The sequence below is a fragment of the Ruegeria sp. CK2 genome, from assembly GCF_056536585.1.
This window is the reverse complement of record NZ_JBQFPW010000017.1, coordinates 1-26,225: the sequence shown is the minus strand read 5'-3', so window position 1 is coordinate 26,225 and position 26,225 is coordinate 1. Positions and strand designations below refer to the sequence as shown.

Sequence of the window (26,225 nt, the reverse complement as noted above, 5' to 3'; positions counted from 1 at the left end):
CAGACCCTACCCTATCCGCGCTCAGTTCGAGGCGACCTTAAAGCTCTGCGGCAAGCCTGCGTATTCGTCGATCGCGCCTGTCAGCCATTCGTCATACGCTTCCTGGCTCACCACCTTGACGGTGATCGGCATATAGGCGTGGTCTTTGCCGCACAATTCCGAACACTGGCCAAAATAGATGCCTTCTTTCTCAGCTTCAAACCACAGCTCGGCCAAGCGGCCCGGCACACCATCCTGCTTCACGCCGAACGATGGGATCGTCCAGGAATGGATCACGTCTGATGCGGTCACTTGCATCACCACCACTTTGTTCACCGGCACAACAACTGCGGTATCTGTCGCCAGCAGCCATTCATCCGAGCTGTAGCCGGCGTCGGACAGCTTGGCGCGCATTGCATCGTCCAGAACAAACGGGGTCACATCGGCATCCGCGGGGCGCGTTCCTTCGTCCAACGTCGCCGGGTGGCCCAGCAGATAGCTGTCGAACGCAAAATCATGATCGACATATTCATAGGTCCAGTACCACTGGTTGCCGACAACTTTGATGACGACATCGCCCTTAGGAATTTCCTGTTGCTGGAACAGAACGGGCAATGAGAAAGCGCCGATAAAAACCAGAATCACGATAGGTCCAAGCGTCCACGCAATTTCCACGGGGGTGTAGTGTGAAAAGCCCGCTGGCGTTGGATTGACGCGCTTGTTGTAGCGCACGATGCAATAGACCAGAAGCCCCGCAACGAACACACAGATCACGGTGATGATCACCAGAATCATCGTATCGAGACGATGTATCTGATCGGCAAGTACAGTGGCCGCTGGCTGAAAGCCCCAACCGCCATCAACTGGCTTGCCAATAATTTCAAGCTCCTGAGCCATGGCGGGAAGGCTGGAGAGGGCTGTCACTAACCCCGAAAGCATCAAAGCATTCTTCATGTTCTGTCCTGATCGTTTGATCTTTACGTCCCTGGCGAAAAGGTGTGAATCGGTCACACCTCACCCGTTGTCTTTGGCCGCGTTAAAAACCATATTCCGTCGGGTAGATAAAGCAAAATGCTTGCGTCAAACAGACGCTATTTTTGATCTGGATCAAACCGGAAAGGCCGCAACCCATGTCTCAAGCCCCGTTTCGCCCATTTGAGAGCGCACTTCCGCATGATGAAGCACTGGCCGTTCTGCGGTCCGCAACCGCCGGCGCGGAAGACGGTGAGCTGTTTGTAGAACGGCGTAAATCTGAGGCGCTGGTCTTTGACGATGGCCGTCTGCGCACGGCCTCGTATGACGCATCCGAAGGGTTCGGCCTGCGGGCAGTGCAGGGAGAAGTGGCGGGTTACGCCCATTCAACCGATGTTTCGATCCCCTCCCTGAAGCGGGCCGCAGAAACCGCGCGGTTGGCCGTAGGCGATGGCGGGGGCACGCTTGCCGGGGCGCCGATGGCCACCAACAAACGTCTGTACACGGACGAAGATCCGATCGACTCGGCCAGTTTCCCTGTGAAGGTTGAAACGCTGCGCGAGATCGACGCCTTTGCCCGAGATCTGGATTCGCGGGTCGTGCAAGTTAGCGCGACCATTGCCGCTGCGGTGCAAGAGGTCGAAATCCTGCGCCCCGACGGCGTGCTGGTGCGCGATGTGCGTCCAATGACACGCGTGAACATCTCTGTCATCGTCGAACAGAACGGGCGGCGCGAGAGCGGCTCGGCAGGTGGCGGCGGCCGCGTGGGACTAAGCGGGCTGATTGATCCAACCGATTGGCAGGACAAGGCCCGCGAGGCTCTGCGGGTCGCTCTGGTCAACCTGGATGCGGTCCCTGCCCCGGCGGGCGTGATGGAAGTGGCACTAGGTCCCGGCTGGCCCGGTATCCTGCTGCACGAGGCAATCGGTCATGGGCTGGAGGGAGATTTCAACCGCAAAGGCAGCTCGGCCTTTTCTGGGTTGATGGGCCAGCAGATCGCCTCGAAAGGTGTGACCGTTGTGGATGACGGCACAATTGCAGATCGGCGCGGGTCGATCTCGGTAGATGATGAGGGCACGCCAAGTTCGCGGACGGTGCTGATCGAAGATGGTATCCTGACCGGATACATGCAGGACCGACAGAACGCGCGTTTGATGGGCGTTTCACCAACCGGCAATGGTCGGCGGCAAAGCTATGCGCACAAACCGATGCCTCGGATGACCAACACGATCATGCTGGGCGGCGACGCCGATCCTGTAGAGTTGGTGTCCGAGATCAAGGATGGCATCTGGGCGGTCGGCTTTGGCGGTGGTCAGGTGGACATCACCAACGGCAAATTCGTGTTTTCCTGCACCGAAGCGTATCGTGTTGAAAACGGCAAGATCGGCGCACCTGTCAAGGGTGCAACGCTGATCGGCGATGGCCCATCGGCGCTGAAGCGTATTCGCGGACTGGGCAATGACATGGCGCTGGACCCCGGCATGGGCACCTGCGGCAAGGACGGACAATGGGTGCCGGTTGGTGTTGGTCAACCCACGGTCCTGATGGATGGCCTGACCATCGGAGGATCGGCCGCCTGAGTCGGAACCGGGCCGTTTCACAAGGCGCACGGTTAACCTTGCGCCTTTTTTGTTTGACGCATTTTCTTTTTGCCTGACGTATCCCTGAATACCGACAAAACCATTTTCTGTTTATTTTACATATAGATAAATATGTTTGTCGTAGTAATCTCAGAAAGGATTGCGGATAATTTATTGAGATTCACCAGGTGTTAACCCGGTCTCCCGTAAACCAGTTCTGCAATCAGGCGGAGCATCGGATGACCGAAGAGCAGCTTTCTTCCAATCACCCCCCACTCCCACCCACCACGGAAGAGGACCGGTTTTCCTGGCTCCGTCTGTTGCGCTCGCGCAAGGTTGGCCCGGCAACGTTCCGGCGCCTGCTCAGCGAGCACGGGTCAGCGCAGAACGCGCTGGCCGCGCTGCCTGAAATGGCACGCGCCGCCGGGATAGAAGGGTATGAAATATGCCCTCCGGGCGTCGTCGAGGCGGAGATCAAGGCCGCAAAGGCTGCCAAAGCACGGCTTTTGTGCCTTGGCGCCGCCGATTTTCCCAAAGCCCTGCACGATGTATCAGACGCTCCGCCACTTTTGTGGGCCATTGGCGACATCTCGATCCTGGAGCGTCCCGCGATTGCAATGGTCGGCGCACGCAATTGTTCCTCTCTGGGCGCAAGAATGGCGCGTGGTCTGGCCAAAGAGCTGGGGGAACAGGGATATACCGTAGTCTCAGGACTGGCACGCGGCATCGATACCTCAGCCCATATGGCCACACTGAACACCGGCACCGTGGCCGTGATGGCCGGTGGCGTCGACGTGATCTATCCGGCAGAAAACGCTGACCTGGCGCATGACATTGCAACAACCGGGCTACGATTGTCAGAGCAACCGATGGGCGTAACGCCTCAGGCGCGGCACTTTCCGCGCCGGAATCGCATCATATCAGGGTTGGCGCAGGCTGTCGTCGTGGTTGAAGCAGCGGCGAAATCGGGCAGCCTGATTACTGCGCGGGATGCGCTGGATCAGGGGCGCGAGGTGCTGGCTGTTCCCGGCCATCCATTTGACGCCAGGGCCGCAGGGTGCAACCTGTTGATTCGCGATGGTGCAACACTGGTCCGATCAGCCGACGACGTCGTTGACGCCCTACCGCAGCGGCAGAACACGGTTGAAAAGGAAGTGATCGCACCGCTGGTTGCCACGCACTCGCGTGGGGCATCGCCAGCAACCCTGCATCACGAGATTCTGACACGGCTTGGTCCTTCACCAATCGCCGAGGATCAATTGATCCGCGACATCGCAGCAAGCGCTGGCGAAATCGGCCCGGCTCTGGTCGACCTAGAGCTCGACGGACGCATACAGCGACAACCAGGCGGCCTGCTGGCGCTGTCGGCTTGAAGCCGCCACAAGGCTGCAACCCTGCGTGAACACTCAAATTAGTTCGCGTATGACCAGGTTGTAATAGAATGGTTTTTTGGCCCCAACTCGTTGGTCAAAAGGAACGCATTGACAATTCGATCTTGCCCCACACATTTTGCACCGCCATATAAGGCGCCATATCCGTCGAGCGAGGTCTTCCCTTAAATGCCTGTAGTTGTTGTAGAATCTCCGGCCAAAGCTAAAACGATCAATAAATACCTTGGCCCCGACTACACAGTTTTGGCCTCTTACGGCCATGTGCGGGACCTGCCGCCCAAGGATGGATCGGTTGATACCGATGATGAATTTTCCATGAAATGGGAAGTCGGCAGCGACAGTCGCAAACATGTCAAAGCCATTGCCGACGCACTGAAAGAAGATAACGCCCTGATCCTCGCCACTGACCCCGATCGCGAGGGAGAGGCGATCAGCTGGCACTTGCAGGAGGCATTGACCAAGCGCCGGTCGATCAAGAAGGACACGCCAGTTAGCCGCGTGACCTTTAACGCGATCACAAAAGACGCCGTGACCGAGGCGATGCAGAACCCACGTCAGGTCGATATGCCGCTGGTCGAGGCCTATCTGGCCCGTCGTGCGTTGGACTATCTTGTCGGCTTTAACCTGTCGCCTGTTCTGTGGCGGAAACTGCCCGGAGCGAAATCTGCAGGCCGCGTGCAATCGGTTTGCCTGCGCCTGATCGTCGAACGCGAGATGGAGATCGAGGCGTTCAAGCCCGTCGAATACTGGTCGGTGCGCGCGTTGTTCGAAACACCACGCGGTCAGACCTATGAGGCGCGTCTTGTCACTCTGGCCGGCAAAAAACTGGATAAACACGACCTGACGAATGCGACGCAGGCAGAGTTGGCGGTTCAAGCGATCACCAGCCGCGCTCTGAGCGTCACCTCGGTCGAGGCCAAGCCCGCCGCCCGCAATCCCAGCGCCCCGTTTATGACGTCGACCTTGCAGCAGGAAGCCAGCCGCAAGTTCGGCATGGGCGCGCGCCATGCGATGCAGGTGGCGCAACGTCTGTATGAGGCTGGCTACATTACTTATATGCGGACAGACGGGATCGACATGGCACCCGAGGCTGTGACAGCCACACGCGATGTGATTGGCGACCGCTATGGCGCTGAATACGTGCCGGACAGCCCGCGTATGTACAAGAACAAGGCCAAGAACGCCCAAGAAGCCCACGAGTGTATACGTCCAACGGATATGTCCCGCGATGCCAAGACGCTGAAGCTGACGGATGAGGATCAGCGCAAGCTGTATGACCTGATCTGGAAACGTACCATCGCCTGCCAGATGGCGGCGGCGCGTCTTGAACGCACCACGGTTGAGATCGGCAGCGCTGATGGACAGGTCGGACTACGCGCCACCGGGCAAGTGGTGATGTTCGATGGTTTCATGCGGGTTTACGAAGAAGGCCGTGACGATGTCGCCGATGAGGACGACAAGCGCCTGCCGCAAATCATGCAGGGCGATCCGTCGCCATTTGCCAAGGCTTTGCTGCGCGAGCAGTTCGCCAAGGCGACAAGCGACAGCGGTGACAGAGTTGCGAAAGAGGCGGTCTTATCTGAAAACGAATCCGTGTTGGCCCTGCAACACCATACCCAACCGCCCCCGCGCTATACTGAGGCAACGCTGGTCAAACGCATGGAAGAGCTAGGCATCGGACGGCCGTCAACCTATGCCTCGATCGTGACTACGATTCAGGATCGCGAATATGTGCGCAAGGACAAGAACCGGCTAATCCCCGAAGAGAAGGGGCGCATCGTTACGATCTTCCTGCTGAATTTCTTCCGGCAATATGTGGGCTATGAATTCACCGCAACGTTAGAAGAGCAGCTAGACGACGTGAGCGCCGGTGGCCGCGACTACAAAGAGTTGCTGAGCAAGTTCTGGCGCGATTTCTCGGCAGCGATTGGCGAAACGTCCGAGCTTCGCATTTCCGAAGTGCTGGACAAGCTCGACGAGGCACTGGCCCCGCAGCTTTATCCTCCGCGCGAGGATGGTAGTGACCCTCGTATCTGTCCGAAATGCGGTGCTGGGCAGCTCCACCTGAAAACGTCACGCACCGGCGGGTTCGTCGGCTGTGGCAATTACCCTGAATGTACCTATACGCGACCTATCGCCGGCGAAGGCGCACAGGGCGAAGAACGCCTGCTGGGCGAAGACGCAGGCGATGAAATCTGGCTGAAGTCCGGCCGGTTCGGACCTTATGTGCAACGTGGTGAGCCCACGCCCGAGAACAAAAAGCCGCCACGCGCATCCCTGCCGCGCGGTTGGAGTAAGGATGACCTTGATCTGGAAAAGGCGCTGACCCTGCTCAGCCTGCCACGCCAGATTGGCGATCATCCCGAAGGCGGTATGATCACCTCAAATTTCGGACGGTTTGGTCCTTACCTGATGCATCAGTTGGCCGATGAAGCCAAACCCGTCTATGCCAACCTCAAAGACCCAAATGATGTGTTCGAGATCGGTATGAACCGCGCTGTAGAGCTGTTGGCCGAAAAACGCGCCAATCCGGGTCGGCGCGGACAGGCGGCTGCAAAACCACTGAAAGACTTAGGTGAGCATCCCGATGGCGGCGCGATGCAGGTGCTGGATGGGCGCTATGGGCCTTATGTCAAATGGGAAAAGGTCAATGCGACCTTGCCAAACGACATCAAACCCGAGGATGTAACGCTGGAAATGGCGGTCGAGCTGGCCAACGAGAAGGCGGCCAAGAAAGGCTCCAAGAAAAAAGCGGCGCCAAAGAAAAAAACGGCACCGAAGAAAACGACCAAGAAGGCCGCCAGTTAGCCGTTAGGTAGAAATACCATCACCCCCTTGGTTTCATTGACTTCCCCGTGACGTGGCGGCACAACCTGCCCATCACCATGTCATTGGGGGAGTTTTCCATGAAGAAAGTCTATGCCAATGCCGCCGATGCGCTCAATGGGGTGTTGTCGGATGGCATGCTGATTGCCGCAGGCGGGTTCGGCCTGTGCGGCATTCCCGAGCTGCTGCTTGAGGCAATCAAAGACTCCGGTGCTCAGAATCTGACCTTTGCCTCGAACAATGCAGGCGTTGATGATTTCGGCATCGGTATTTTGCTACAGACCAAGCAGGTCAAGAAGATGATCAGTTCATATGTTGGCGAAAACGCAGAGTTCATGCGTCAGTACCTCAGCGGCGAACTAGAGCTAGAGTTCAACCCTCAAGGCACACTGGCCGAACGCATGCGCGCCGGTGGCGCAGGTATTCCTGGCTTTTATACCAAGACTGGTGTGGGCACAGTGATTGCCGATGGCAAGGAACATAAGGATTTCAACGGCGAAACCTATATCCTTGAAGAAGGCCTTTTCGCTGACCTGGCCATCGTCAAAGCGTGGAAAGCGGACGATACAGGCAATCTGGTGTTTCGGAAAACTGCCCGGAACTTCAATGTACCAGCGGCAACCTGCGGCAAAATCTGTGTAGCCGAGGTGGAAGAGATTGTTCCACGCGGCTCGCTGGACCCGGATTCGATCCACCTGCCCGGCATCTATGTGAATCGCATTGTTCAAGGCAGCCATGAAAAGCGTATTGAACAACGCACCACCCGCAAGAAGGAGGACGCATAATGCCCTGGGACCGAAATCAGATGGCTGCTCGTGCAGCGGATGAGCTTGAAGACGGCATGTATGTAAACCTCGGCATCGGGATCCCGACCCTGGTGGCGAACTACGTGGGTGACAAAGACATCACGCTGCAATCCGAAAACGGCATGCTTGGTATGGGGCCCTTCCCGTTCGAGGGCGAAGAGGACCCTGACCTGATCAATGCGGGCAAGCAGACGATCACCGAATTGTCCCGCACCGCCTATTTCGACAGTGCCACATCCTTTGCAATGATCCGGGGCGGTAAAATCGCCGCTGCAATTCTGGGCGCGATGGAAGTGGATGAAAAAGGCGATCTGGCCAACTGGATGATCCCTGGGAAGCTGGTTAAGGGAATGGGTGGCGCCATGGATCTTGTGGCGGGCGTAGGCCGCGTCATCGTCGTAATGGACCACACCAACAAGCACGGTGATTCAAAAGTTCTGTCAAAATGCACTTTGCCGTTGACGGGCAAAGGCGTTGTGGATCGCATCATAACCAATCTCGGTGTTTTGGATGTGGTCGAGGGTGGCCTGAAGATCGTCGAACTGGCGGATGGTGTCAGCGAAGATGAAATGCGCGCCGCAACCGAAGCAAAGATCGTCACCTAGCCCCTTAGGCGACCGGGTCCAAATCAAAAGCCCGCCGGATTTGGCGGGCTTTGTTAGTTTGACGTCTGAAATACGCAGCCATCTGAAATCAGATCAGGAGGCGTGGTGCACAGCGCTCGGGCGATCTGAAACGCGGCAAGAACCTTGGGAACATAGTCCCGTGTTTCAGAATAAGGTGGCACGCCACTGTGTTTGCGTACGGCGCCTTCTCCGGCATTGTAGCCAGCCAAGACCAGAATCGGATCGTTTCCGAACTCTCCCATCAACCAGTTCAGATATTTCACGCCCCCTGCGATGTTCTGCTCTGGTTTGAGACTGTCCTGAACGCCAAACCGTTTGGCAGTGGCAGGCATCAATTGCATAAGCCCCTGCGCACCTGCGGAGCTAACGGCATCCACACGACCGGCAGATTCCACCGAAATGACTGCTAGGACCAGCGCAGGTGATACGTTGGTGCCAACCGTAGAGCGCAGGATCTCAATCCCTTGCTCTTGCGCGATGTTCTGTAACGTCTGCAGCCGGGGTGATCTTACGCTGGTTGCGGCCAGAGCGTTGATGGCGTCGTCCAACCGCCCTGATCCTGCTTGGGCCAATTCAGGCGAGATCCTGTCCCAAAAGGCTGTGTACGCCCCTTTTGGATTTGCTTTGACACCAGCACCTGGGGCGGAAGGCGGAGTGATTTTTGCAGGCGTGGCGACTTCCGGGACAGCCAGTTCAACACCTGTACTAGGGGCGGAAGGTCTGGCAGCGTGCTCTTCTTCGGTGATCTGCACGGTGATGCGCGGGCGATCCCCAGGCGCTGGGGCCTTGATCCGCTTGTAAACACCACGCGGCTCAACTTCGGTCGCGATTGCTGGCGCCACGCCCGATGTCAGAAACGCCAACACGCCGGCGCATATAAGTGCGTCCCGGGGATTCATTTGCCTGCCTCATGTTTTCTTTTCCGCGATTTGAACCCCGAATCTTCCCGCAACGCCAGAAAAACAAAGCGAAATGGGGCAATTTCGCCTCATTTGCCGCAATTTTGCATCGCTACAACAACCTCTGACATTGGTTAATGAAATTTTTACTGTTTAAAATCATATTGTTAGGCAATTTATCATCAAAAAGTTAAGCCCGACGACAAAAAATCCGCGTTTGGCCCAATTCCTGCCACGCGTGAAGGGCAAAACTTGTCCCATACCGAGACGGACTTGAGCGGACTGAGAGAGAAAGCTCTGGAAGACGCCGAGGTTCAACAGACTTTTTTTAGATCCTTTAGGAGGGACATAACATGATCAAGTTCATCAAGAACTTCCGCAAAGACGAAGACGGCGCCGTAACAGTTGACTGGGTCGTTCTGACCGCTGCAGTCATCGGCCTGGGCACCGTTGCTTACACACAGATTTCTGACGGTGCGGTTGGCCTGGCCACCGACGTGAACACCGCTCTGTCGGGCGCAACCATCAGCACCGGCACCAACGCTGGTACCGCGGGTGGTATCACCGGCGAAGGCACCAACAACTAAGCCTGATATTTCTCCTTTCCGGAGACGAGACCGCGCCCTTTCTGGGCGCGGTTTTTTCTTGTTAGTTGAACACTTACGCAGGCCAAACACCTCTGTGCCCGAATATCTCTGCGCTCAAACTAGGCTTTTCGCTCGGTGAAAGTTTGGAGGCTCATTTGCAGCCTCCTTAACCAGCACATCAGAACATGGTGTTCATTGCGGGAATAATACTACGTTCCAGCGCTTGATTGTTGCTTAATAAGTCGAGATTACGGCATATAAATCAATGTTTTGCCCAATTCCCGCCATCCATGACGATCACAAATATATGAACGAAATAGCGCATCGGCGCCAATCAATTATCAACTTCTCGTCAGGCATCGCCCGGCGGCAGGCTGCTAGAAAGGCAAAACATGAACCGGTTTTTTAAAGCCTTCAAAGTGTCGGAAGACGGCGCCGTAACGGTGGACTGGGTTGTGTTAACAGCTTTGATAATCGGCCTGGCCACGTTGCTATACTTCGCTATCCAGACAGGAACGATTGGCTTAAGCGGCAATGTTAACTCTGCGCTAAGCAGCTCAACTGTCAGCACCGGCACAAGTCTCGGTGGCGCGGGTGGCTTCACGACAGCAGGCACGGCCGGCGGCGGCGGGTAACTTTTCCTCGCCCGGCAGCTTAGCAACTACACGCTAGCTGCACTCTATTCCCAAATGCTATCGCATGATCAGTGGCGTTTCGTCACCGTTGAATACATGCAAAACTTCTAGGCTCCGGCTGTAAGTCTGGTGCCAAAATAGCGATGAAGCGCGCAATTCGATATTTTGTCCAATTTTTCGACACAATTTCGTTCTAAAGAATATGCTGTTTCATTATTTTGCTTAGGCCGGTACACGCGACGCCAAGGCAATAAAGAGGTATGTACATGCGAGCAGTTTTTGGACTTGTCCTAATCGTCGGGATCGCCTTGGCCGGTGGAGCGGTCTATATGGCGCGCAACTATATCTCAGCATATCAAGCCGAGCTCGCGCGGGAACGCTTGGCGGCGCAAGAAGCTTTGGCAAATGCTCAGGTGGAAGTGATTCCTACAGTCAGCGTCATCGTTTCGAACCGGCTACTGAAGTACGGCGAAAAGTTAGCCCAAGAAGATGTGCGAATCGTGGACTGGCCAGAGAATGCCGTGCCCGAAGGAAGTTTCCTTGAGATGACTGCGCTTTTTCCTGAAACGGCCAATGGTGATCGGTACGTTCTTAGGACCATGGAAAAAGACGAAGCACTCATGGCTGTCAAAATCACCGAACCAGGTGAAAAGGCCGGTTTGACGTCGCGCCTCGAAAAAGGCATGCGCGCCTTTGCAATCAGTGTTGACGTCGCATCGGGCGTGTCCGGTTTTTTGCGGCCCGGCGACAATGTCGATGTCTATTGGACGGGATCGCTTAGGGGTATCGTAGACGGTGCCGAAGGCGAGATCACACGCCTCATCCAGCCGAAAATCCAACTGATCGCAGTTGATCAAACTGCGGGATCAGACGTTACAGGTGCCACAATCGCACGCACGGTCACCGTGGCCGCGACGCCTCAGCAAGTCGCATCGCTTGCCCAGGCCCAAAATACAGGTCGCCTGTCGCTGGCCTTGGTGGGCGTTGAGGAAGAAGCCGTCGCGACGGCGACTATTGAGGTCGACCAAAAGTCGCTTCTTGGTATTGTGGATGTTGCGCCGGCGCCAAAGAAGGCTCCGAAACAAGTTTGCACCATCAAGACACGCCGTGGCGGAGATATCGTCGTAACCGAGATCCCCTGCACAAATTGACTTTAATTCAGAGTGTTAGTTGATCTAAGCCGCGCCAATAGCGCGGCTTAGATCGTTTTAGTTGTTGCCTATTGTCCACATAAGGAAAATTCCAGAAACCATTGATTATTGCAATAAATTCGGAATTCGCGCAGTCTCATTCAGCATAGGGCATAAGACCCAAAAAACGAGGCGTGATCGGAGAGGCAGGTCACATGACAATACGTTCCTGGATCAGCGCAACCCTGCTGGGGTTGTCGCTTGTTGTGGGCCCGGTCGGCGATGCCGCCTGGGCTGAAACTCTTCGCGTGGTAAAGAAAGGCACAGTGGAAACACTGGATGTGCCGATGAGCCGCGCGATCGTTGTTGAAAGCGAACAACCGTTTGCAGAGCTTAGTATTGCCAACGCAGGCATTGCTGATATCTCATCGCTTTCTGATCGTACCATTTACGTGTTAGGTAAAGCACCTGGCACAACAACGATGACACTGTTTGATGGCGCCGGAAACCTGATTGCCAATGTTCGGGTTCGCGTTGCACCAGATGTGACCGAATTCAAAGAGCGGTTGCGTCAAATTCTTCCCGCAGAACAGATCGAAGTACGCACGGCCAATGACGGTATTGTCTTGTCCGGCACCGTATCCAGTGCCGCAAAGCTTGCTCGCGCGCTTGAATTGGCAGAACGTTATGCGCCGGAACGTGTTTCGAATCTGATGTCCGTGGGCGGTGTTCAACAAGTCATGCTGAAAGTTCGGTTTGCAGAAATGAACCGCACAGTCGCAAAGAACTTGTCAGCATCGCTTGGTTTTGGTGGTGGAGACGTTACGGCGGGCTTCAACACCTTGAACTCTCAAGGTGCATTGTCCAACGCTCTTGGGAACAACATTCCCTTGGTCCAGTCAAACACAGGTGCCATTCTTTTCGGGTTTGGTGCAGGGTCAACTCAGGTTCGTCTTCTTCTAGAAGCTCTTGAAAATAAAGGACTTGCGCGCAGCCTGGCAGAACCAAACCTGTCCGCTCTGTCTGGTCAGGAAGCATCGTTCCTGGCGGGCGGCGAAGTCCCGATCCCGGTACCACAGGACGATGGTGTTGTTGCCATTGAATACAAAGCGTTTGGCGTCGAAATGGACTTTGTCCCGCGCGTCGTTGATGGCGACCTGATCAACCTTGAACTCGGGACGGCAGTATCCAGCATCGATACCAGCTCGAACTTCACGATCAACGGCGACACAGTCCCAAGCTTCATCACACGTCAAGCTAAAACAACGATCGAACTGCGCGACGGCGAAAGCTTTGCCATCGCTGGCCTGATTCAGGACAACTTCGCTGATCTGAGCAGTCAGGTTCCCTGGTTGGGTGACGTCCCGGTGCTGGGCGCCCTGTTCCGTAGTGCTGAATACCAGCGCGAGCAAAGCGAACTTGTAATCATTATCACTGCGCATCTGGTTTCTCCAACGCGTGGAGAAGCGCTTGCGTTGCCCACCGACCGCGTCAAACCGCCCAGTGAGTTCGACCTGTTCGTAAATGGCCGCGTCGCACGCACTGAACGCATCGGTGCCGGCGGAGCTTCTGAAGTCGCCAACCAAGACTTCGGCAGCTCTTACGGTTATGTCCTAGATTGATCAGGAGGATTGGACCAATGCAAAAGTGGATCATCACACTAGGTCTGACGGTTGCTGTCGCCGCTTCTTGTACCCGCGAAGCCGGCTACGAGATTGATCGCGGCACGTTCGGAAACGCGACCTTAAACAATGTTCAGGTCATGAACGGCGAATTGACATACGCTCAGATTCTCAGCCGCCGCTTTGCTGCGGATGTGCCGAGCCAGATCAACTTCGCGTTCAACAGTTCGCAATTGGACGCTTCGGCTCAACAGATCTTGTTGCAACAGGCGGATTGGATCAAACAATTCCCTGAAGCCCGTTTCCGTGTTTACGGCCATACGGATGCAGTCGGCTCGACCAGCTACAACAAAAGCTTGGGACTACGCCGAGCACAGGTAGTTGTGGCGTTCTTTGCCCAGCAAGGCATATCAAGATCGCGGCTTGAAGCGGTTGTATCGTTCGGGAAAACCCGCCCGCTGGTTGCGACGCCCAACCGGGACCGCCGAAACCGCCGAACAGTAACAGAAGTCTCAGGCTTTGTGGATGGCAACCCACAAACCTTGGATGGAAAGTATGCCGAGATCGTCTATCGCGAATACGTGGAAAGTGCGACCACGCTCAGCATTATCCAGGAAGTCGAAGCGACAGGCGGCGCTGAATAATACCCCGAAATGGGCGGCATCGTCGCCCATTTCCCTACAATTGGTTCTTTTGCGCCCAATTATTGCCCAACTTCCCAGCGAATTTGTGAACAATTGGGAAATCTGCGACCAGAATTGACCGCAAAGGGGCGACAGCAAACCAAGCCGGGCGTTCTTCGTTCGCGTGAGTTGCCAAGCCTTCACGACGAGGATTGTGTGCATGACAAGCGCGACACCACAAGACGACAACACTGCAATCCTCGCCTGTACAATCAGTCGAGATGTTCAGAACTTTGACTTGCTGATCGAAGACATGGAAGCCGCCCTGGGTGAAAACTGGGGCGATCTTGGTTTCGCAGAAGCACTGGCCTTTTTCAGCCAACCCGAAGCAAATTCACTGCAATTCGTAGCTCTGGCGATCGACAGCGAAGACGAGGACAACCTGTCCTTGATGGGCGAGATCATCAGCCAGGCCAAAGAGAAGAAGATCAAAGTCGTCCTGATAGCTGAGGACGTGACCCCAGCGTCTCTGCATCAGTTATTGCGCAAAGGCGCTGATGAGTTTGTGCCCTACCCTCTTCCTGAAGGCGAACTGCAGGAAGCCATCGAGCGGATGAAGCAGCCCGACCCGGTTGTCGCCGCGCAGGTGGCATCCGCTGCGCAGGCCTCCGGTGATTCGAAAGAGGGCGCCCTGTTTGTCGTGCATGGCTTGGCCGGTGGCGTTGGAGCCACAACGTTTGCGGTCAACTTGGCTTGGGAGCTTGCTTGCGTATCTGACAAGGACGCGCCAACTGTCTGCCTAATCGACCTGGATCTTCAATACGGAACAGTGTCGACATACCTTGACTTGCCACGCCGTGAAACAGTGTTCGAGATGCTGTCCGACACGGCATCGATGGATGACGAAGTCTTCTCACAAGCCCTTCAAACTTATGAAGAAAAGCTTGAGGTTCTGACTGCGCCATCGGACATGGTGCCCTTGGACTTGATTACACCAGAAGACATCCAGCGCGTGATCGACACGGCCCGAAAGCGCTTTGACTACGTGATCGTCGACATGCCGAAAACCCTGATCCTTTGGTCGGAAACTGTTTTGCAAGCCGCGCATGTGTATTTTGCAATGATCGAACTGGATATGCGGTCAGCCCAAAACACCCTGCGCCTGAAACGGGCCCTTCAGGCAGAAGAGCTGCCGTTCAACAAACTGCGCTTTGCGCTGAATCGCGCGCCGAAATTCACCGATTTAAACGGCAAAAGCCGCGTTAAGCGCATGGGGGAAAGCCTGAGCGTCGCAATAGATCTTCAGCTGCCGGATGGTGGCAAGCAGGTCATGCAAAGTGGCGACCACGGATTGCCGCTTGCGAATTCGGCAGCCAAGAATCCACTTCGCCGTGAAATCGCGAAACTTGCGAAATCGCTTCATAGCCTGGGCAGCAGCAGCGCCGAGGCTGCGTAACACCATTACAAAGGGGGAGCCGCCGTGTTTTCAAGATACAAGAAGCAATCCGATGCGCAGCCGGTTCAAACCCCGGCAAGAGTGCCCGAAACCACCCCCGATGCCCCAGTTGCGCCGGCCCCAAATGCCGTGGCTCGTAAGCCCCAGACCCAAAAGTCAGCCGAGGCCGCCGGGTCTGATCGCGATCGAAAGCGGAAAGAGCGGTTAAGCGAAATCAAGATCGATCTGCACCGCGAGTTGCTGGAAAACCTGAACCTGGCGGCGCTGGAAAACGCGGAAGAAGCGGAGTTGCGCGCGGAAATCAGCGCAATCGCAAGCGAAGTCCTGGAATCCAAGAACATCGTTCTGAACCGCGAAGACCGAACCCAGCTTAACAAGGAACTCTACGACGAGGTTACGGGCCTTGGCCCCTTAGAAACGCTGCTGCAGGATGAATCTGTCAACGATATTCTGGTAAACGGGCCGCAGCAGATCTTTGTGGAACGTGCTGGCAAGCTGGAAATCAGCGACATTACGTTCAAAGACGAAAAGCACCTGATGCGGATCATCGACAAGATCGTATCTGCTGTTGGTCGTCGTGTTGATGAATCGAACCCCTATGTCGACGCCCGTCTTGCCGACGGATCGCGTTTCAATGCAATGGTTCCACCAATCGCGGTCGATGGCTCGCTGGTGTCCATTCGTAAGTTTAAAAAAGACAAGCTGGGCATTGATGATCTTGTCAATTTTGGTGCGTTCACCGAGGAAATGGCAGCATTTTTGCAAGCTGCCGTGTCCACTCGCCTGAATATCATCGTATCGGGTGGTACAGGTTCAGGTAAAACAACCACTCTGAACGCGCTGTCCAGTTTCATCGATGATGCCGAACGGATCCTGACGATTGAAGACACGGCTGAACTTCAGCTGCAGCAAACCCATGTCGGTCGGATGGAAAGTCGTCCGCCGAACGTCGAAGGCAAAGGTGAAGTCAGCCCGCGTGACTGCCTGAAAAACGCCCTGCGTATGCGCCCCGACCGTATCATCGTGGGTGAGACGCGCGGCGCCGAGGTTATCGACATGTTGCAGGCAATGAACACCGGTCACGACGGATCAATGACCACAATCCACGCCAACTCGGCCCGCGACGGGATTTCACGTCTGGAAAACATGATCGCCATGGCTGGGATCGAGATGCCGATCAAAGCGGTGCGCAGCCAGATCTCATCGGCTGTCAATTTGATTGTACAGGCCAGTCGACTGCAGGACGGCTCGCGCCGGATGACCTCAATCACTGAGATCACGGGCATGGAAGGTGATGTTATTTCGATGCAGGAACTCTTTCGTTTTCAACGCGTTGGGCTAACGCCCGACAACAAGATCATCGGACATTACACAGCAACAGGCGTACGCAGCCACTATTCGGAACGCTTCCGTCTGTGGGGCTATGACTTGCCTGCGTCCATTTACGAACCAACCACAGTGTAGGAGATCTAGATATGCAATTGCCCATGGAGGCACTTATCTATGTTGTGATCTTCGTCGGAGTTCTACTTCTGGTCGAAGGTATCTACCTTGTGGCGTTCGGGAAATCCATCAGTCTGAACAGCCGTGTGAATCGACGGCTCGACATGCTTGACAAAGGTGTCGGGCGCGAACAGGTGCTGGAACAGCTGCGCAAGGAAATGCAGCAACACATGAAGTCACAGAGCATCCCTCTGTATTCATTGCTGGCGGACAAGGCGCAAAAGGCGGCAATTGCATTCTCGCCCAAGCAGCTGATCATGATCATGTGTCTGGTTTCTGCGGTCGCGTTTATGGGGCTTAGCATCGGTACAGCCACCGATACGGCTTTGCGGGCGGCTCTGTCGGTAGCGATTGGTGTTGGTGGCGTCTACGCCTGGGTCAATCGCAAGGCCAAAAAGCGTATGGGTATGATCGAAGAACAACTGCCCGAAGCGGTGGAACTTATGGTCCGATCGCTGCGCGTGGGAAACCCGTTCGTCTCAACGATTCAAGTTGTCGCGAATGAGGTTCCAGACCCGCTTGGGACTGAATTTGGCGTTATCGCAGATGAGTGCGCCTACGGTCGCGAAGCTGCCGAAGCGTTGAAGGACATGGCGCAAAGGTTGGACATGCAGGACATGCGCTTTCTCGCGGTTGCCGTGGGTATTCAGCAACAATCCGGTGGTAACCTTGCAGAGGTTCTTGCCGGTCTGGCGCAGGTTATCCGGGCCCGTTTCCGTCTGTTCCGCCGGGTGAAAGCAATCACAGCCGAGGCGCAGTGGTCTGGCAAGTTTCTCTCGGGTTTCCCTTTGGGCTGTCTGGCATTCATTCTGGTCAAAGATCCTGGCTATTATGACGATGTTCTGGACCACCCGTGGTTCATTCCGATGTGTTTCTTTGTTGGCATAATGCTGACCTTGAACCTGATCGTCATGAAGATCATCACCAACATTAAGGTCTGAGGGCACGTCAATGGAATTCCTGACCACAATCAACGACATGCTGACCCAAAACCTAGGTGAATTCGGACCTCTTATCATCGTGGGTGTTCTGGGACTGGTCATGGTTCTCGTGGCCGTCTCACTGATGATGAGCCAGCCCGAGGATCCGCTAAAGAAACTGCAGCGATCAAACGCGGCACCCAAAAAGCAGAAGAAATCGAAGAAGGACCAGCTTAGGAACTCAGGCCGCAACGAACAGCTTGAGAAATTCGCAACTTTCCTCGAACCAAAGAATGAAGAAGAACTGTCCGCCATGCAGCTCAAACTGCGCCAGGCGGGGTACCAATCGAAGGATTCTGTTCGGTTTTTCCACTTTGCTCAGTTCGCGCTGGGCATTATTGGAATTGTGATCGGGGTGATGTTGGTGACAATCTTCGCGAACGGGCAAGAGTTTACGACCCAACAAACGCTCATCCGTGTGCTTTTGCCAGCGGGCGCTGGCTACATGTTGCCAAAGTACTGGATCACCCGCCGTGTCGAAGAGAGGAAAGAGGCGATCACCGCCGGTTTTCCCGATACGCTGGATCTGATGCTGGTGTGTGTGGAAGCCGGCCAATCCCTCGACCAGGCGATTGTAAGGGTTGCGGGCGAGATGAAGGCCTCCTACCCCGATATCGCTCAGGAGTTCGAAGTCGTCGCGTATGAAATGAAAGCGGGCAAGGAAAAAAACACAGTTCTTCGCGACTTTGGCACAAGGTGCGGCGTGCAGGACGTCAACTCGTTTGTGACCGTCATGATCCAGTCGGCAACTTTCGGTACATCGATCGCCGAAGCCCTGCGGGTTTACGCGGGTGAGATGCGTGACAAGCGCGTGATGCGGGCGGAAGAGGCCGCCAACAAGTTGCCAACTAAGATGACACTTGCCACAATGATGCTGACGGTGCCTCCGCTGCTGGTTATTTTGGTCGGACCATCCGCCAACGTCATTTCGGAGTTTGGGAGCAGGTGACAACCTGATGAGACAACGACCCAGGCGCGCGCTAAGATGGGCACGCCGCATGTTTCAGGCCACCATGGTTTTCGCCATGGTGGCTTCTTGTACAGAAGGCGACCTGCGCAAGGGCGTCGATGCCCCGGGAATTGACCTTGATGGCCAGTCCGCAGACAACATCACCGTGGGCAACCGCCTGATGGCAGCCGGAGAATACGAGCTTGCGTTAGAGTCATTTACGCGCGCGGCACTAGACCAGGGCATGACCACGCAGGTTCTGACCTCTTTGGGCACCGCCAACCTTGGCTTGCGGCGACTTGGACAGGCCGAAACGCTTTTGCGCCGGGCAGTTGAAGACGACCCGAAATGGCCAGTCGCATGGAACAATCTTGGCGTTCTGCTGATGGAGACCCAGGAATATCCAGAAGCGGCCCAAGTCTTTCAACGCGCCTATGCCCTGGACAATGGCGAAAGTGACGCAATCCGCGACAATCTTCGCTTAGCACTCGCAAAAACGGAAAATCCTGTTAATAATACGACGCAAGAACAAGAATATACGCTGGAACAGCTTGGCGACGGGCAATTCACGCTACGCAAAATCCAGCCACAGAGGCAAGAGCAGTAAAGGACGCAAAAATGCGCCAGCAATTCTTGATTCCGTCTATCGTGGCCAGCGGGCTGATCCTATCCGCCTGCGCGAAGGAAACCGAACAGGAAAAAGTGGAACGTACACTTCAGGAAGTGAACGTCATCGACGAAACCAACCTGAACGACGTTCTGCTGACATCTGCTGACCCGAATGAGGCGGTGACCTATTTTCACGGGGCCGCAGCCAAAAACCCTGATCGGATCGATCTACAACGCGGGTTGGCGATTTCCCTAAGCCGCGCAAAACGTACGACCGAGGCTGCCGCAGCCTGGAAACGCGTGACGTCGATGAAGGGCACCAATGCTGCGGACAAAGTCGAATATGCAGATGCGCTCGTCAGAAACGGCGACTGGGCCAAAGCGAAAACCGTACTCGACTCGGTTCCACCAACCTTTGAAACCTTCAAACGGTATCGACTGGAGGCGCTGGTGGCAGATTCGCGGAAGGATTGGAAACGCGCCGATCATTTCTATGAAACCGCTGTCGGGCTCACAACGCGCCCGGGCGGTGTGATGAACAACTGGGGCTATTCCAAATTGACCCGTGGCCAATATGCCGACGCCGAACGCTTGTTTACGGACGCAATCCGTCAGGACAGTTCGCTGTTCACGGCGAAAAACAACCTTGTGCTGGCGCGCTCTGCTCAGGGAAACTACAGCCTTCCGGTTGTTCCGATGTCACAGGCCGAACGTGCAATGCTGTTGAACACGATGGGTATTTCGGCGGTCAAACAAGGTGATGTGACGACCGCCAAGAACCTGTTCCGTGAAGCGATTGCTACGCATCCGCAGCATTTCGACGAGGCGGTCCGCTCGCTTCGCGCGCTTGAGGAAGCCTGATAGATGCTCATACCAGCTGGTGCAGCTGCCTGGTTCCTACCGTTCGTACTGCCGATTTGTTTCTATGTCGCTTTTACCGATATGCGTGAAATGCGGATCAAAAACCACGCGGTTATGGCGCTTGCCGTAGTGTTTGTCATAGTTGGTTTATTCGTTCTGCCGCCCTGGTCGACGGGTGCAACAGCTGGGCGAGTTGGGCCGCTCACCTGGTCCATGCCAGTCTATTTCTGGCAGCTGATGCATATTCCCGTAGTTCTAATTGCAGGCATTGTTTTGAACGCTGCTGGCGCAATGGGGGCCGGAGACGCAAAATTCCTGGCAGCCGCATCGCCATTTGTCTGGCTGGGGGATTTGTTGTTGTTAGCCGCAGTCCTGACCGCATGTGTGTTGGCCGCCGTGATAACGCATCGCCTTGCCAAAAACACCAAATTGCGCAGTTTTGCACCTCACTGGGACAGCTGGGATCGCGGCAAGCAATTTCCCATGGGGTTCGCTTTGGCCGGGGCGCTGGCCATGTATTTGATATTGGGCACTGTTTACGGATCGTGAACTATCACCACTGCGCCTTGTAGCTGCCTTGGTCCCGCCACAAAGTTGGGTCAGTTTCTCGTCAAGACGCCCGAATTTGGGCATTTGACCTGACAACTGGACAGACGAGCAACGCTCATGAACATGCAGACCTCCGCGGTTATGGCCCCCCCTGCCCCGAAGGGGCTGGTTGAAATGAAGCTTCCGCTGGTGATGATGCGGGACATTCTGCTCAAAACCATCTTTCGCAAGAACACCAGCACTGTGTCAGAAACCGCCGAAGCCATCTGTCTTCCCGGTTCAGTGACGCAGGAACTGGTAGACATTGCGCGCGAGCAGAAGCTTCTTGAGGCCACCGGCACGCTGAACGCCAACAGCGGCAACGAGATGGGGTATCAGCTAACCGATGCTGGTAAGGCACGTGCATTGGACGCGCTGAGCCAATCGGAATATTTTGGCGCCATGCCGGTTCCGCTGGATGTGTATCGCGAACAGGTCAAACGGCAATCCATCCGAAACATTCAGATCACTCGAGACCAATTGACAGGGGCGATGGGCCATCTGGTTTTGCCTGACACCTTGCTGGATCAACTTGGCCCGGCTGTTAGTGCCGGTCGTTCGGTTCTGATGTATGGCCCCCCGGGCAATGGTAAATCGTCTATCTCGAACGGTATTCGGGATGCGTTGGGCGACAATGTCTATGTACCTATGGCCATTGAATATGCGGGTCAGGTGATCACCGTTTATGACCCGATCGTACACACAGCAATCGAACAAGAGGCTGACGACCCCAACAGTCTGCGCCGCCGCAAACGGTTCGATACCCGGTATGTTCAGTGCGAGCGGCCCACAGTTGTCACCGGCGGTGAACTGTCGCTCAGCATGCTGGATCTGGTGTACAACCCAACTGCGCGGACATATCAGGCGCCTTTGCAGTTAAAATCCACCGGTGGCATCTTCATCGTAGACGACCTTGGACGTCAGGCTGAACCGCCACAGGCGCTGATCAACCGGTGGATTGTTCCACTGGAAGAAAGCAAGGACATCCTCGGCCTGCAATCAGGTGAAAAGTTCGAAGTCCCGTTCGATACGCTGGTCATCTTCTCGACCAACTTCCATCCAAATGAGATTTTTGACCAAGCCGCTTTGCGCCGTATCTTTTTCAAGATCAAGATCGACGGCCCGAACCAGGAAAACTTCCTGAAGATCTTTGCCATGGTGGCCCGCAAACGTGGCATCCCCTTGGACGAAGGCGCGCTGGTGCATCTGCTAAAGGTCAAATACCCGACGATCAACAATATCTACGCGAACTATCAGCCGATCTTCCTAATCGATCAAATGATTTCGATCTGCGAGTTCGAAGGTATTCCGTATCAAATGAGCCCGGAGCTGATTGATCGTGCCTGGGCCAACATGTTCGTCAAAGACGAAACAATCGTCAAATAACGCCGTGCCATTTCGGCCAAGGGACAGGTAGTCTGCGTCCATGACGCAGATTCCCGCCCGGATCCATCATTGGTTTTCAGCCAAAGGCTGGTCCATCCATCCGCATCAGCAAGATATGTTTGACCGGGCGCAAGACCCGGCAACGCTTTTGATCGCACCAACCGGGGGCGGCAAAACCATGGCCGGGTTTCTGCCGTCGCTGGCGGAGTTGTCGGGTGGTGACCAAAAGGGCCTTCACACGATCTATGTCTCGCCGCTCAAGGCGCTGGCGGCGGATATCAAGCGCAACCTGCGCACTCCGGTCGAGGATATCGGCCTGCCGATCCGTATCGAGGACAGAACCGGTGACACATCGGCCACACAAAAGAAACGCCAACGCGCGGACCCTCCTCATATTCTGCTGACAACACCTGAAAGCCTTGCGTTGCTAACGTCGTATGAAGATGCCCCACGCATGTTCGAAGGTGTGCAACGTGTCATCGTGGATGAAATCCATGCATTGGCCGAAAGCAAACGTGGGGACCAGCTGATGCTGGCGCTAGCACGGCTGCAGCGCTTGTCCCCGGATTTGCGGCGTGTTGGTCTGTCAGCCACGGTTGAAGACCCCGAAGCCATCGCGCGATTCCTGGCCAGACATCCTGACCCCTGCCAGATTATCCAGGCGGATCCCGGCCCTGATCCAGATATCTCGATGTTACAGACACAGGAAATGCCTCCGTGGTCGGGTGGCGGAGCGGCCTATGCCATCCCAGCGGTGCTGGAACAAATCAGGCAGCACAGGACCACGCTGATTTTTCACAACACCCGCGCGCAGGCCGAGATTTTCTTTCGCAACCTTTGGCTGGCAAACGACGATGATCTGCCCATCGGCATTCACCACGGCAGTCTCGACCGGCAACAGCGCGAAAGGGTCGAAGCCGCCATGGTGCGGGGTGATCTGCGTGCGATTGTCTGTACCGGCAGCCTGGATTTGGGCATCGATTGGGGCGATGTTGATCTGGTCATCCAGATCGGCGCACCGAAAAACGTCAAACGACTGGTGCAACGGATCGGCCGCGCAAACCACCGCTACAACGCCCCGTCCAAGGCGCTGCTGGTGCCCGCCAACCGCTTTGAGGTTGTCGAGTGTGTTGCCGCGCTGGAAGCCGCCCGGGCGCATGAACTGGATGGCGAGCCGCGCGGAGCTGGCCCCAGGGACGTTTTGTGCCAGCATGTCCTGATCGCCGCAGCTGCGGGACCCTTCGACGCGGATTCTCTGTTTACCGAGATGACCTCGGCCGGGCCTTATGCACATCTTTCACGCCACGAATTCGACGCTTGCCTGGAGTTCTGCGCCACCGGTGGTTACGCCCTGCGTGTTTATGACAGGTGGCAAAGGCTGCGGCAGCGCCCCGACGGGTTGTGGCAGTTGCGTGATCCCCGCGCGACACAGCGTATCCGGATGAACCTGGGAACCATTCAGGATACGGACACGCTGAAAGTTCGGCTAAGACGCAATCGTGGCGGCAAACCACTGGGCGAGGTGGAAGAGGCATTTGCCGCGTCTTTGACACCCGGCGACACCTTCCTAATTGGCGGCCAGATCGTTCGGTACGAGGGGCTGCGCGAAATGGTGGTCGAGGTCAGCCGCCGCGCCGATAAGAAACCAAAGATCGCGACCTTCTCGGGTACCAAATTCGCGACCTCCACGCAGCTGAGTGACCGAATCCTGCGCATGTTCGCACAGCCCGACTGGCCTCAATTGCCGCGTCACACTGCCGATTGGCTGACGCTGCAGCGTAAGATGTCTCGCCTGCCGCGACGCGACAGGTTGCTGATCGAAAGCTTCCCTAATGATGGGCGAGAACATCTGTGTGTCTATGGCTTTGCCGGACGCAATGCCCAACAAACGTTAGGCTTGCTGCTGACCAAACGGATGGAGGAAACCGAGCTGGCCCCGCTGGGCTTTGTGGCTACAGACTATGCGACGCTGATCTGGGGGCTGGATGCGGTCACGGACCCGCGCCCGTTGTTCCACATAGACGCATTGCGTAACGGCCTGGACACCTGGCTTGCCGGAAATGCCGTTATGAAGCGGACATTCCGTGCCTCGGCCACAATTGCGGGCTTGATTGAACGAAACACCGGTGGGCAGCGCAAAAGCGGACGGCAAGCGACGTTCTCATCCGACATACTGTATGACACCTTGCTAAAGTACGACCCCGATCACCTGTTGATGCAGATCACCCGCGAGGAAGCTATGCGCGGGCTGGTAGATTTCGGCAGGATCGAAGCCTTGATCCAGCGGATTGGCAATCGGATCGATCTGCTCAGGCTGGATCGGGTTTCCCCTTTGGCCGCCCCGCTGTTTCTGGAGGTTGGCAAGGTCCCCGTCAAAGGCGCTGCGGAAGAACGGCTGCTGGCAGAAGAAAGCGCCCGGCTGTTGCAGTCTGCTGGACTGGCAGCGACGTAAATCCTCTTGCACATGGGCCTGAAACAGGAAAAGAACGTACCATGAACAGTCTTGAGTTTTCCTTTGCAGGCCAGCATCTGTACGCCATGGCGTCCGGGGCGCTTTGGTGGCCGGACCAGCGACTTTTATGTGTTTCTGACCTGCATCTGGGCAAATCCGAACGGTTGGTCCGTCGTGGCGGTCCCGCCCTGCCCCCGTATGACAGCCGCGATACTCTGGACCGGTTATCCGCAGATCTGGACAGAACTGGGGCCGAGCAGGTCGTGTGTCTGGGCGACAGTTTCGATGATCTGGATGCCTCGAAAGCACTGGAAGCGTCCGAGAAATTACGAATAACAACCCTGCAAGCCGGTCGCCGCTGGATCTGGATCGAAGGAAACCACGATCCCGGACCCATCGACTTAGGCGGAACCCACCTATTCGAATGGGCCTGCGGTGTACTTACCTTTCGGCATATCCCACAAGATGACGCACAGCGTGAGGTCTCAGGCCATTTCCACCCAAAGGCGCAATTGCGCGTCAAAGGACGTGCAATCTCGCGACCTGCATTTTTGTTGAACCAGGATCGGCTGCTTATGCCAGCATACGGAACCTACACCGGCGGGCTACGCAGTTCCGACCAGGCATTGTCGGATTTGATGGGGTCAGAGGCTATGGCGATCCTCACCGGACCAAACCCACAACTCATTCCGATGCCACGTTAAGAACAGATAATCCCATCAGCCTCCAGCATGGGTCTGTACTTGCGGCTGACGGGAATGAGGTCACCATTAATAAGGCGGAGATAGATTTTACCATCCGCCCGTTCTACGCCAACAATTGCTGCGTCGGTTACCCAATGAGAACGATGTGAACAGTGGCCGGGCACCGGCTCCATCTCATCAATCGCATCGGTGAAGCGAGATCGGATTGTGAAGGTTCCTTCGGACGTTACAACATCGACACTGTGATCTTTAACTGTAAGGCGGTAGATGCGGCCGTTGAACGAAGCTGGCAAACGACGTGCTATACGCGGCACCTCAAGAGTACGCTCATCCGCCCTGAGCGCGCTCAGATCGCTCCGGTGAACAAGGACCAAACCAGTTGCCAGCAACACACCATGAACGGCAACAGCCCGCGCTTCAGGAGCCATTTGCCCACTATATGTGAACAGTGCCCATGCCAGCACCCACAAGGCCGGTGTGAACAGAGCCAGAATCACTCCGGCAAACGCCATTTCGCGGGCCAGCAGATTGAGCGGCACAAGATTTTCGTGGACCAGCTTCCGCGCAATCCACGTCGCCGTCAGGGCAATCATCATAACACTAGCCCAAAATAAGAGACGCAGACCAAACGGCAGATCTGACACTAGGAACGGGGGAAATGCATAAGCCAGTAACGGAAGAAAAACGAAACCTGCAACAACCCGCTGCGGGCTGCAAACGTTTCGAATTGCCTTCACCTTAGACGTCATGCCAACTTTGCGCGCGAACCCCCAAACTCCAGCCAAAACACTTTAGGTAGTTCGCATGTTTACTTTGTAACGCGCTGGAAAAAAACGACTAACATGAAATGCCTAACAGTCAAACCCATTCAGTTTGTGCTCAGCCTTAGGCAAGAAAGGCGAGAAGACGCAATTTCCTCGGGAGTGACCCGAGGTCGGGCCGCTGATGGCAGCCCGACCTGGTGGATTAAGCCGTTAGTCCTTCGGGTTCTGGTAGTTTGTTTGCGCGGCATGCTGCGGTTAGTGTGTTGGCGAGGAGGCATGCGATTGTCATGGGTCCGA

23 protein-coding genes and 1 pseudogene are annotated in these 26,225 nt (G+C 55.8%); 20 read left to right on the top strand and 4 right to left on the bottom strand.

Annotation, left to right across the window (positions count from 1 at the left end):
* Positions 1–21 precede the first annotated feature (21 nt).
* Positions 22–933 (bottom strand): cytochrome c oxidase subunit II, encoded by a 912-nt coding sequence (gene coxB, locus ACR0BU_RS20760; RefSeq protein ID WP_298937030.1) that lies wholly within the window; start codon positions 931–933, stop codon positions 22–24.
* A gap of 176 nt (positions 934–1,109) precedes the next feature.
* Between coxB and tldD the strand changes: the two genes are divergently transcribed.
* The 5 genes from tldD to ACR0BU_RS20735 all read left to right on the top strand — a co-directional run bounded on the left by tldD (position 1,110) and on the right by ACR0BU_RS20735 (position 8,159).
* Entirely contained in the window at positions 1,110–2,531 is a 1,422-nt protein-coding gene (gene tldD, locus ACR0BU_RS20755) for a metalloprotease TldD (RefSeq protein WP_480738718.1), read from the top strand.
* A 239-nt stretch (positions 2,532–2,770) separates the two neighbouring features.
* Positions 2,771–3,904: a DNA-processing protein DprA gene (gene dprA / locus ACR0BU_RS20750; RefSeq protein WP_480738716.1), complete on the top strand. Its 1,134-nt coding sequence runs from the start codon at positions 2,771–2,773 to the stop codon at positions 3,902–3,904.
* 186 nt (positions 3,905–4,090) lie between these two features.
* A complete protein-coding gene (gene topA / locus ACR0BU_RS20745; RefSeq protein WP_480738715.1) occupies positions 4,091–6,730 on the top strand; it encodes a type I DNA topoisomerase in 2,640 nt (879 codons plus the stop codon).
* A 98-nt stretch (positions 6,731–6,828) separates the two neighbouring features.
* Positions 6,829–7,533, top strand: coding sequence for a CoA transferase subunit A (locus ACR0BU_RS20740; protein ID WP_480738714.1), 705 nt, complete (start codon positions 6,829–6,831; stop codon positions 7,531–7,533).
* Complete coding sequence (locus tag ACR0BU_RS20735) at positions 7,533–8,159, top strand: 3-oxoacid CoA-transferase subunit B (RefSeq protein WP_298937035.1); 627 nt, start codon at positions 7,533–7,535, stop codon at positions 8,157–8,159. The genes ACR0BU_RS20740 and ACR0BU_RS20735 overlap by 1 nt, the downstream gene beginning before the upstream one ends.
* A gap of 53 nt (positions 8,160–8,212) precedes the next feature.
* Here ACR0BU_RS20735 and ACR0BU_RS20730 read toward each other — a convergent pair whose 3' ends face one another.
* Positions 8,213–9,079 carry a lytic transglycosylase domain-containing protein gene (locus ACR0BU_RS20730; RefSeq protein ID WP_480738712.1) on the bottom strand — a complete coding sequence of 289 codons (867 nt, stop codon included), beginning with the start codon at positions 9,077–9,079 and terminating at the stop codon, positions 8,213–8,215.
* Between the two features lie 353 nt (positions 9,080–9,432).
* On the opposite strand from ACR0BU_RS20730, the gene ACR0BU_RS20725 reads away from it, so the two are divergent.
* From ACR0BU_RS20725 to pdeM, 15 genes are all read left to right on the top strand, one after another.
* Positions 9,433–9,666, top strand: coding sequence for a Flp family type IVb pilin (locus ACR0BU_RS20725; RefSeq protein ID WP_480738710.1), 234 nt, complete (start codon positions 9,433–9,435; stop codon positions 9,664–9,666).
* 392 nt (positions 9,667–10,058) lie between these two features.
* Positions 10,059–10,301 carry a hypothetical protein gene (locus ACR0BU_RS20720; protein ID WP_299082804.1) on the top strand — a complete coding sequence of 81 codons (243 nt, stop codon included), beginning with the start codon at positions 10,059–10,061 and terminating at the stop codon, positions 10,299–10,301.
* Positions 10,302–10,567: 266 nt separating this feature from the next.
* Positions 10,568–11,452, top strand: coding sequence for a Flp pilus assembly protein CpaB (cpaB, locus tag ACR0BU_RS20715; protein WP_298937039.1), 885 nt, complete (start codon positions 10,568–10,570; stop codon positions 11,450–11,452).
* A gap of 194 nt (positions 11,453–11,646) precedes the next feature.
* The gene (locus tag ACR0BU_RS20710) at positions 11,647–13,053 is read left to right on the top strand and encodes a type II and III secretion system protein family protein (RefSeq protein WP_298937040.1); all 1,407 of its coding nucleotides are present in this window, start codon (positions 11,647–11,649) and stop codon (positions 13,051–13,053) included.
* Positions 13,054–13,070: 17 nt separating this feature from the next.
* Positions 13,071–13,697: an OmpA family protein gene (locus tag ACR0BU_RS20705; protein WP_300072238.1), complete on the top strand. Its 627-nt coding sequence runs from the start codon at positions 13,071–13,073 to the stop codon at positions 13,695–13,697.
* Between the two features lie 199 nt (positions 13,698–13,896).
* Positions 13,897–15,132 (top strand): CpaE/TadZ family protein, encoded by a 1,236-nt coding sequence (locus tag ACR0BU_RS20700; protein ID WP_298937042.1) that lies wholly within the window; start codon positions 13,897–13,899, stop codon positions 15,130–15,132.
* Between the two features lie 24 nt (positions 15,133–15,156).
* Positions 15,157–16,596, top strand: coding sequence for a TadA family conjugal transfer-associated ATPase (locus ACR0BU_RS20695; protein WP_298937043.1), 1,440 nt, complete (start codon positions 15,157–15,159; stop codon positions 16,594–16,596).
* An 11-nt stretch (positions 16,597–16,607) separates the two neighbouring features.
* Entirely contained in the window at positions 16,608–17,576 is a 969-nt protein-coding gene (locus ACR0BU_RS20690) for a type II secretion system F family protein (protein WP_298937044.1), read from the top strand.
* Positions 17,577–17,586: 10 nt separating this feature from the next.
* Complete coding sequence (locus ACR0BU_RS20685) at positions 17,587–18,564, top strand: type II secretion system F family protein (RefSeq protein WP_299082810.1); 978 nt, start codon at positions 17,587–17,589, stop codon at positions 18,562–18,564.
* 7 nt (positions 18,565–18,571) lie between these two features.
* A complete protein-coding gene (locus tag ACR0BU_RS20680) occupies positions 18,572–19,171 on the top strand; it encodes a tetratricopeptide repeat protein (RefSeq protein ID WP_480738708.1) in 600 nt (199 codons plus the stop codon).
* An 11-nt stretch (positions 19,172–19,182) separates the two neighbouring features.
* The gene (locus ACR0BU_RS20675) at positions 19,183–20,034 is read left to right on the top strand and encodes a tetratricopeptide repeat protein (RefSeq protein ID WP_298937046.1); all 852 of its coding nucleotides are present in this window, start codon (positions 19,183–19,185) and stop codon (positions 20,032–20,034) included.
* A gap of 3 nt (positions 20,035–20,037) precedes the next feature.
* Positions 20,038–20,583: a prepilin peptidase gene (locus ACR0BU_RS20670; RefSeq protein WP_480738706.1), complete on the top strand. Its 546-nt coding sequence runs from the start codon at positions 20,038–20,040 to the stop codon at positions 20,581–20,583.
* A gap of 117 nt (positions 20,584–20,700) precedes the next feature.
* Positions 20,701–22,008 carry an ATPase gene (locus ACR0BU_RS20665; protein ID WP_480738705.1) on the top strand — a complete coding sequence of 436 codons (1,308 nt, stop codon included), beginning with the start codon at positions 20,701–20,703 and terminating at the stop codon, positions 22,006–22,008.
* Between the two features lie 40 nt (positions 22,009–22,048).
* A complete protein-coding gene (locus ACR0BU_RS20660) occupies positions 22,049–24,460 on the top strand; it encodes a ligase-associated DNA damage response DEXH box helicase (RefSeq protein WP_480738704.1) in 2,412 nt (803 codons plus the stop codon).
* Between the two features lie 41 nt (positions 24,461–24,501).
* A complete protein-coding gene (gene pdeM, locus ACR0BU_RS20655; RefSeq protein WP_480738702.1) occupies positions 24,502–25,164 on the top strand; it encodes a ligase-associated DNA damage response endonuclease PdeM in 663 nt (220 codons plus the stop codon).
* On the opposite strand, the gene ACR0BU_RS20650 is transcribed toward pdeM, so the two are convergent.
* Positions 25,161–25,760 carry a LytTR family DNA-binding domain-containing protein gene (locus ACR0BU_RS20650; RefSeq protein WP_480738701.1) on the bottom strand — a complete coding sequence of 200 codons (600 nt, stop codon included), beginning with the start codon at positions 25,758–25,760 and terminating at the stop codon, positions 25,161–25,163. The two genes, pdeM and ACR0BU_RS20650, sit on opposite strands and share 4 nt — an antisense overlap.
* 370 nt (positions 25,761–26,130) lie before the next feature.
* A pseudogene (locus ACR0BU_RS20645) lies at positions 26,131–26,225 on the bottom strand (bifunctional methylenetetrahydrofolate dehydrogenase/methenyltetrahydrofolate cyclohydrolase); the annotation flags it as partial.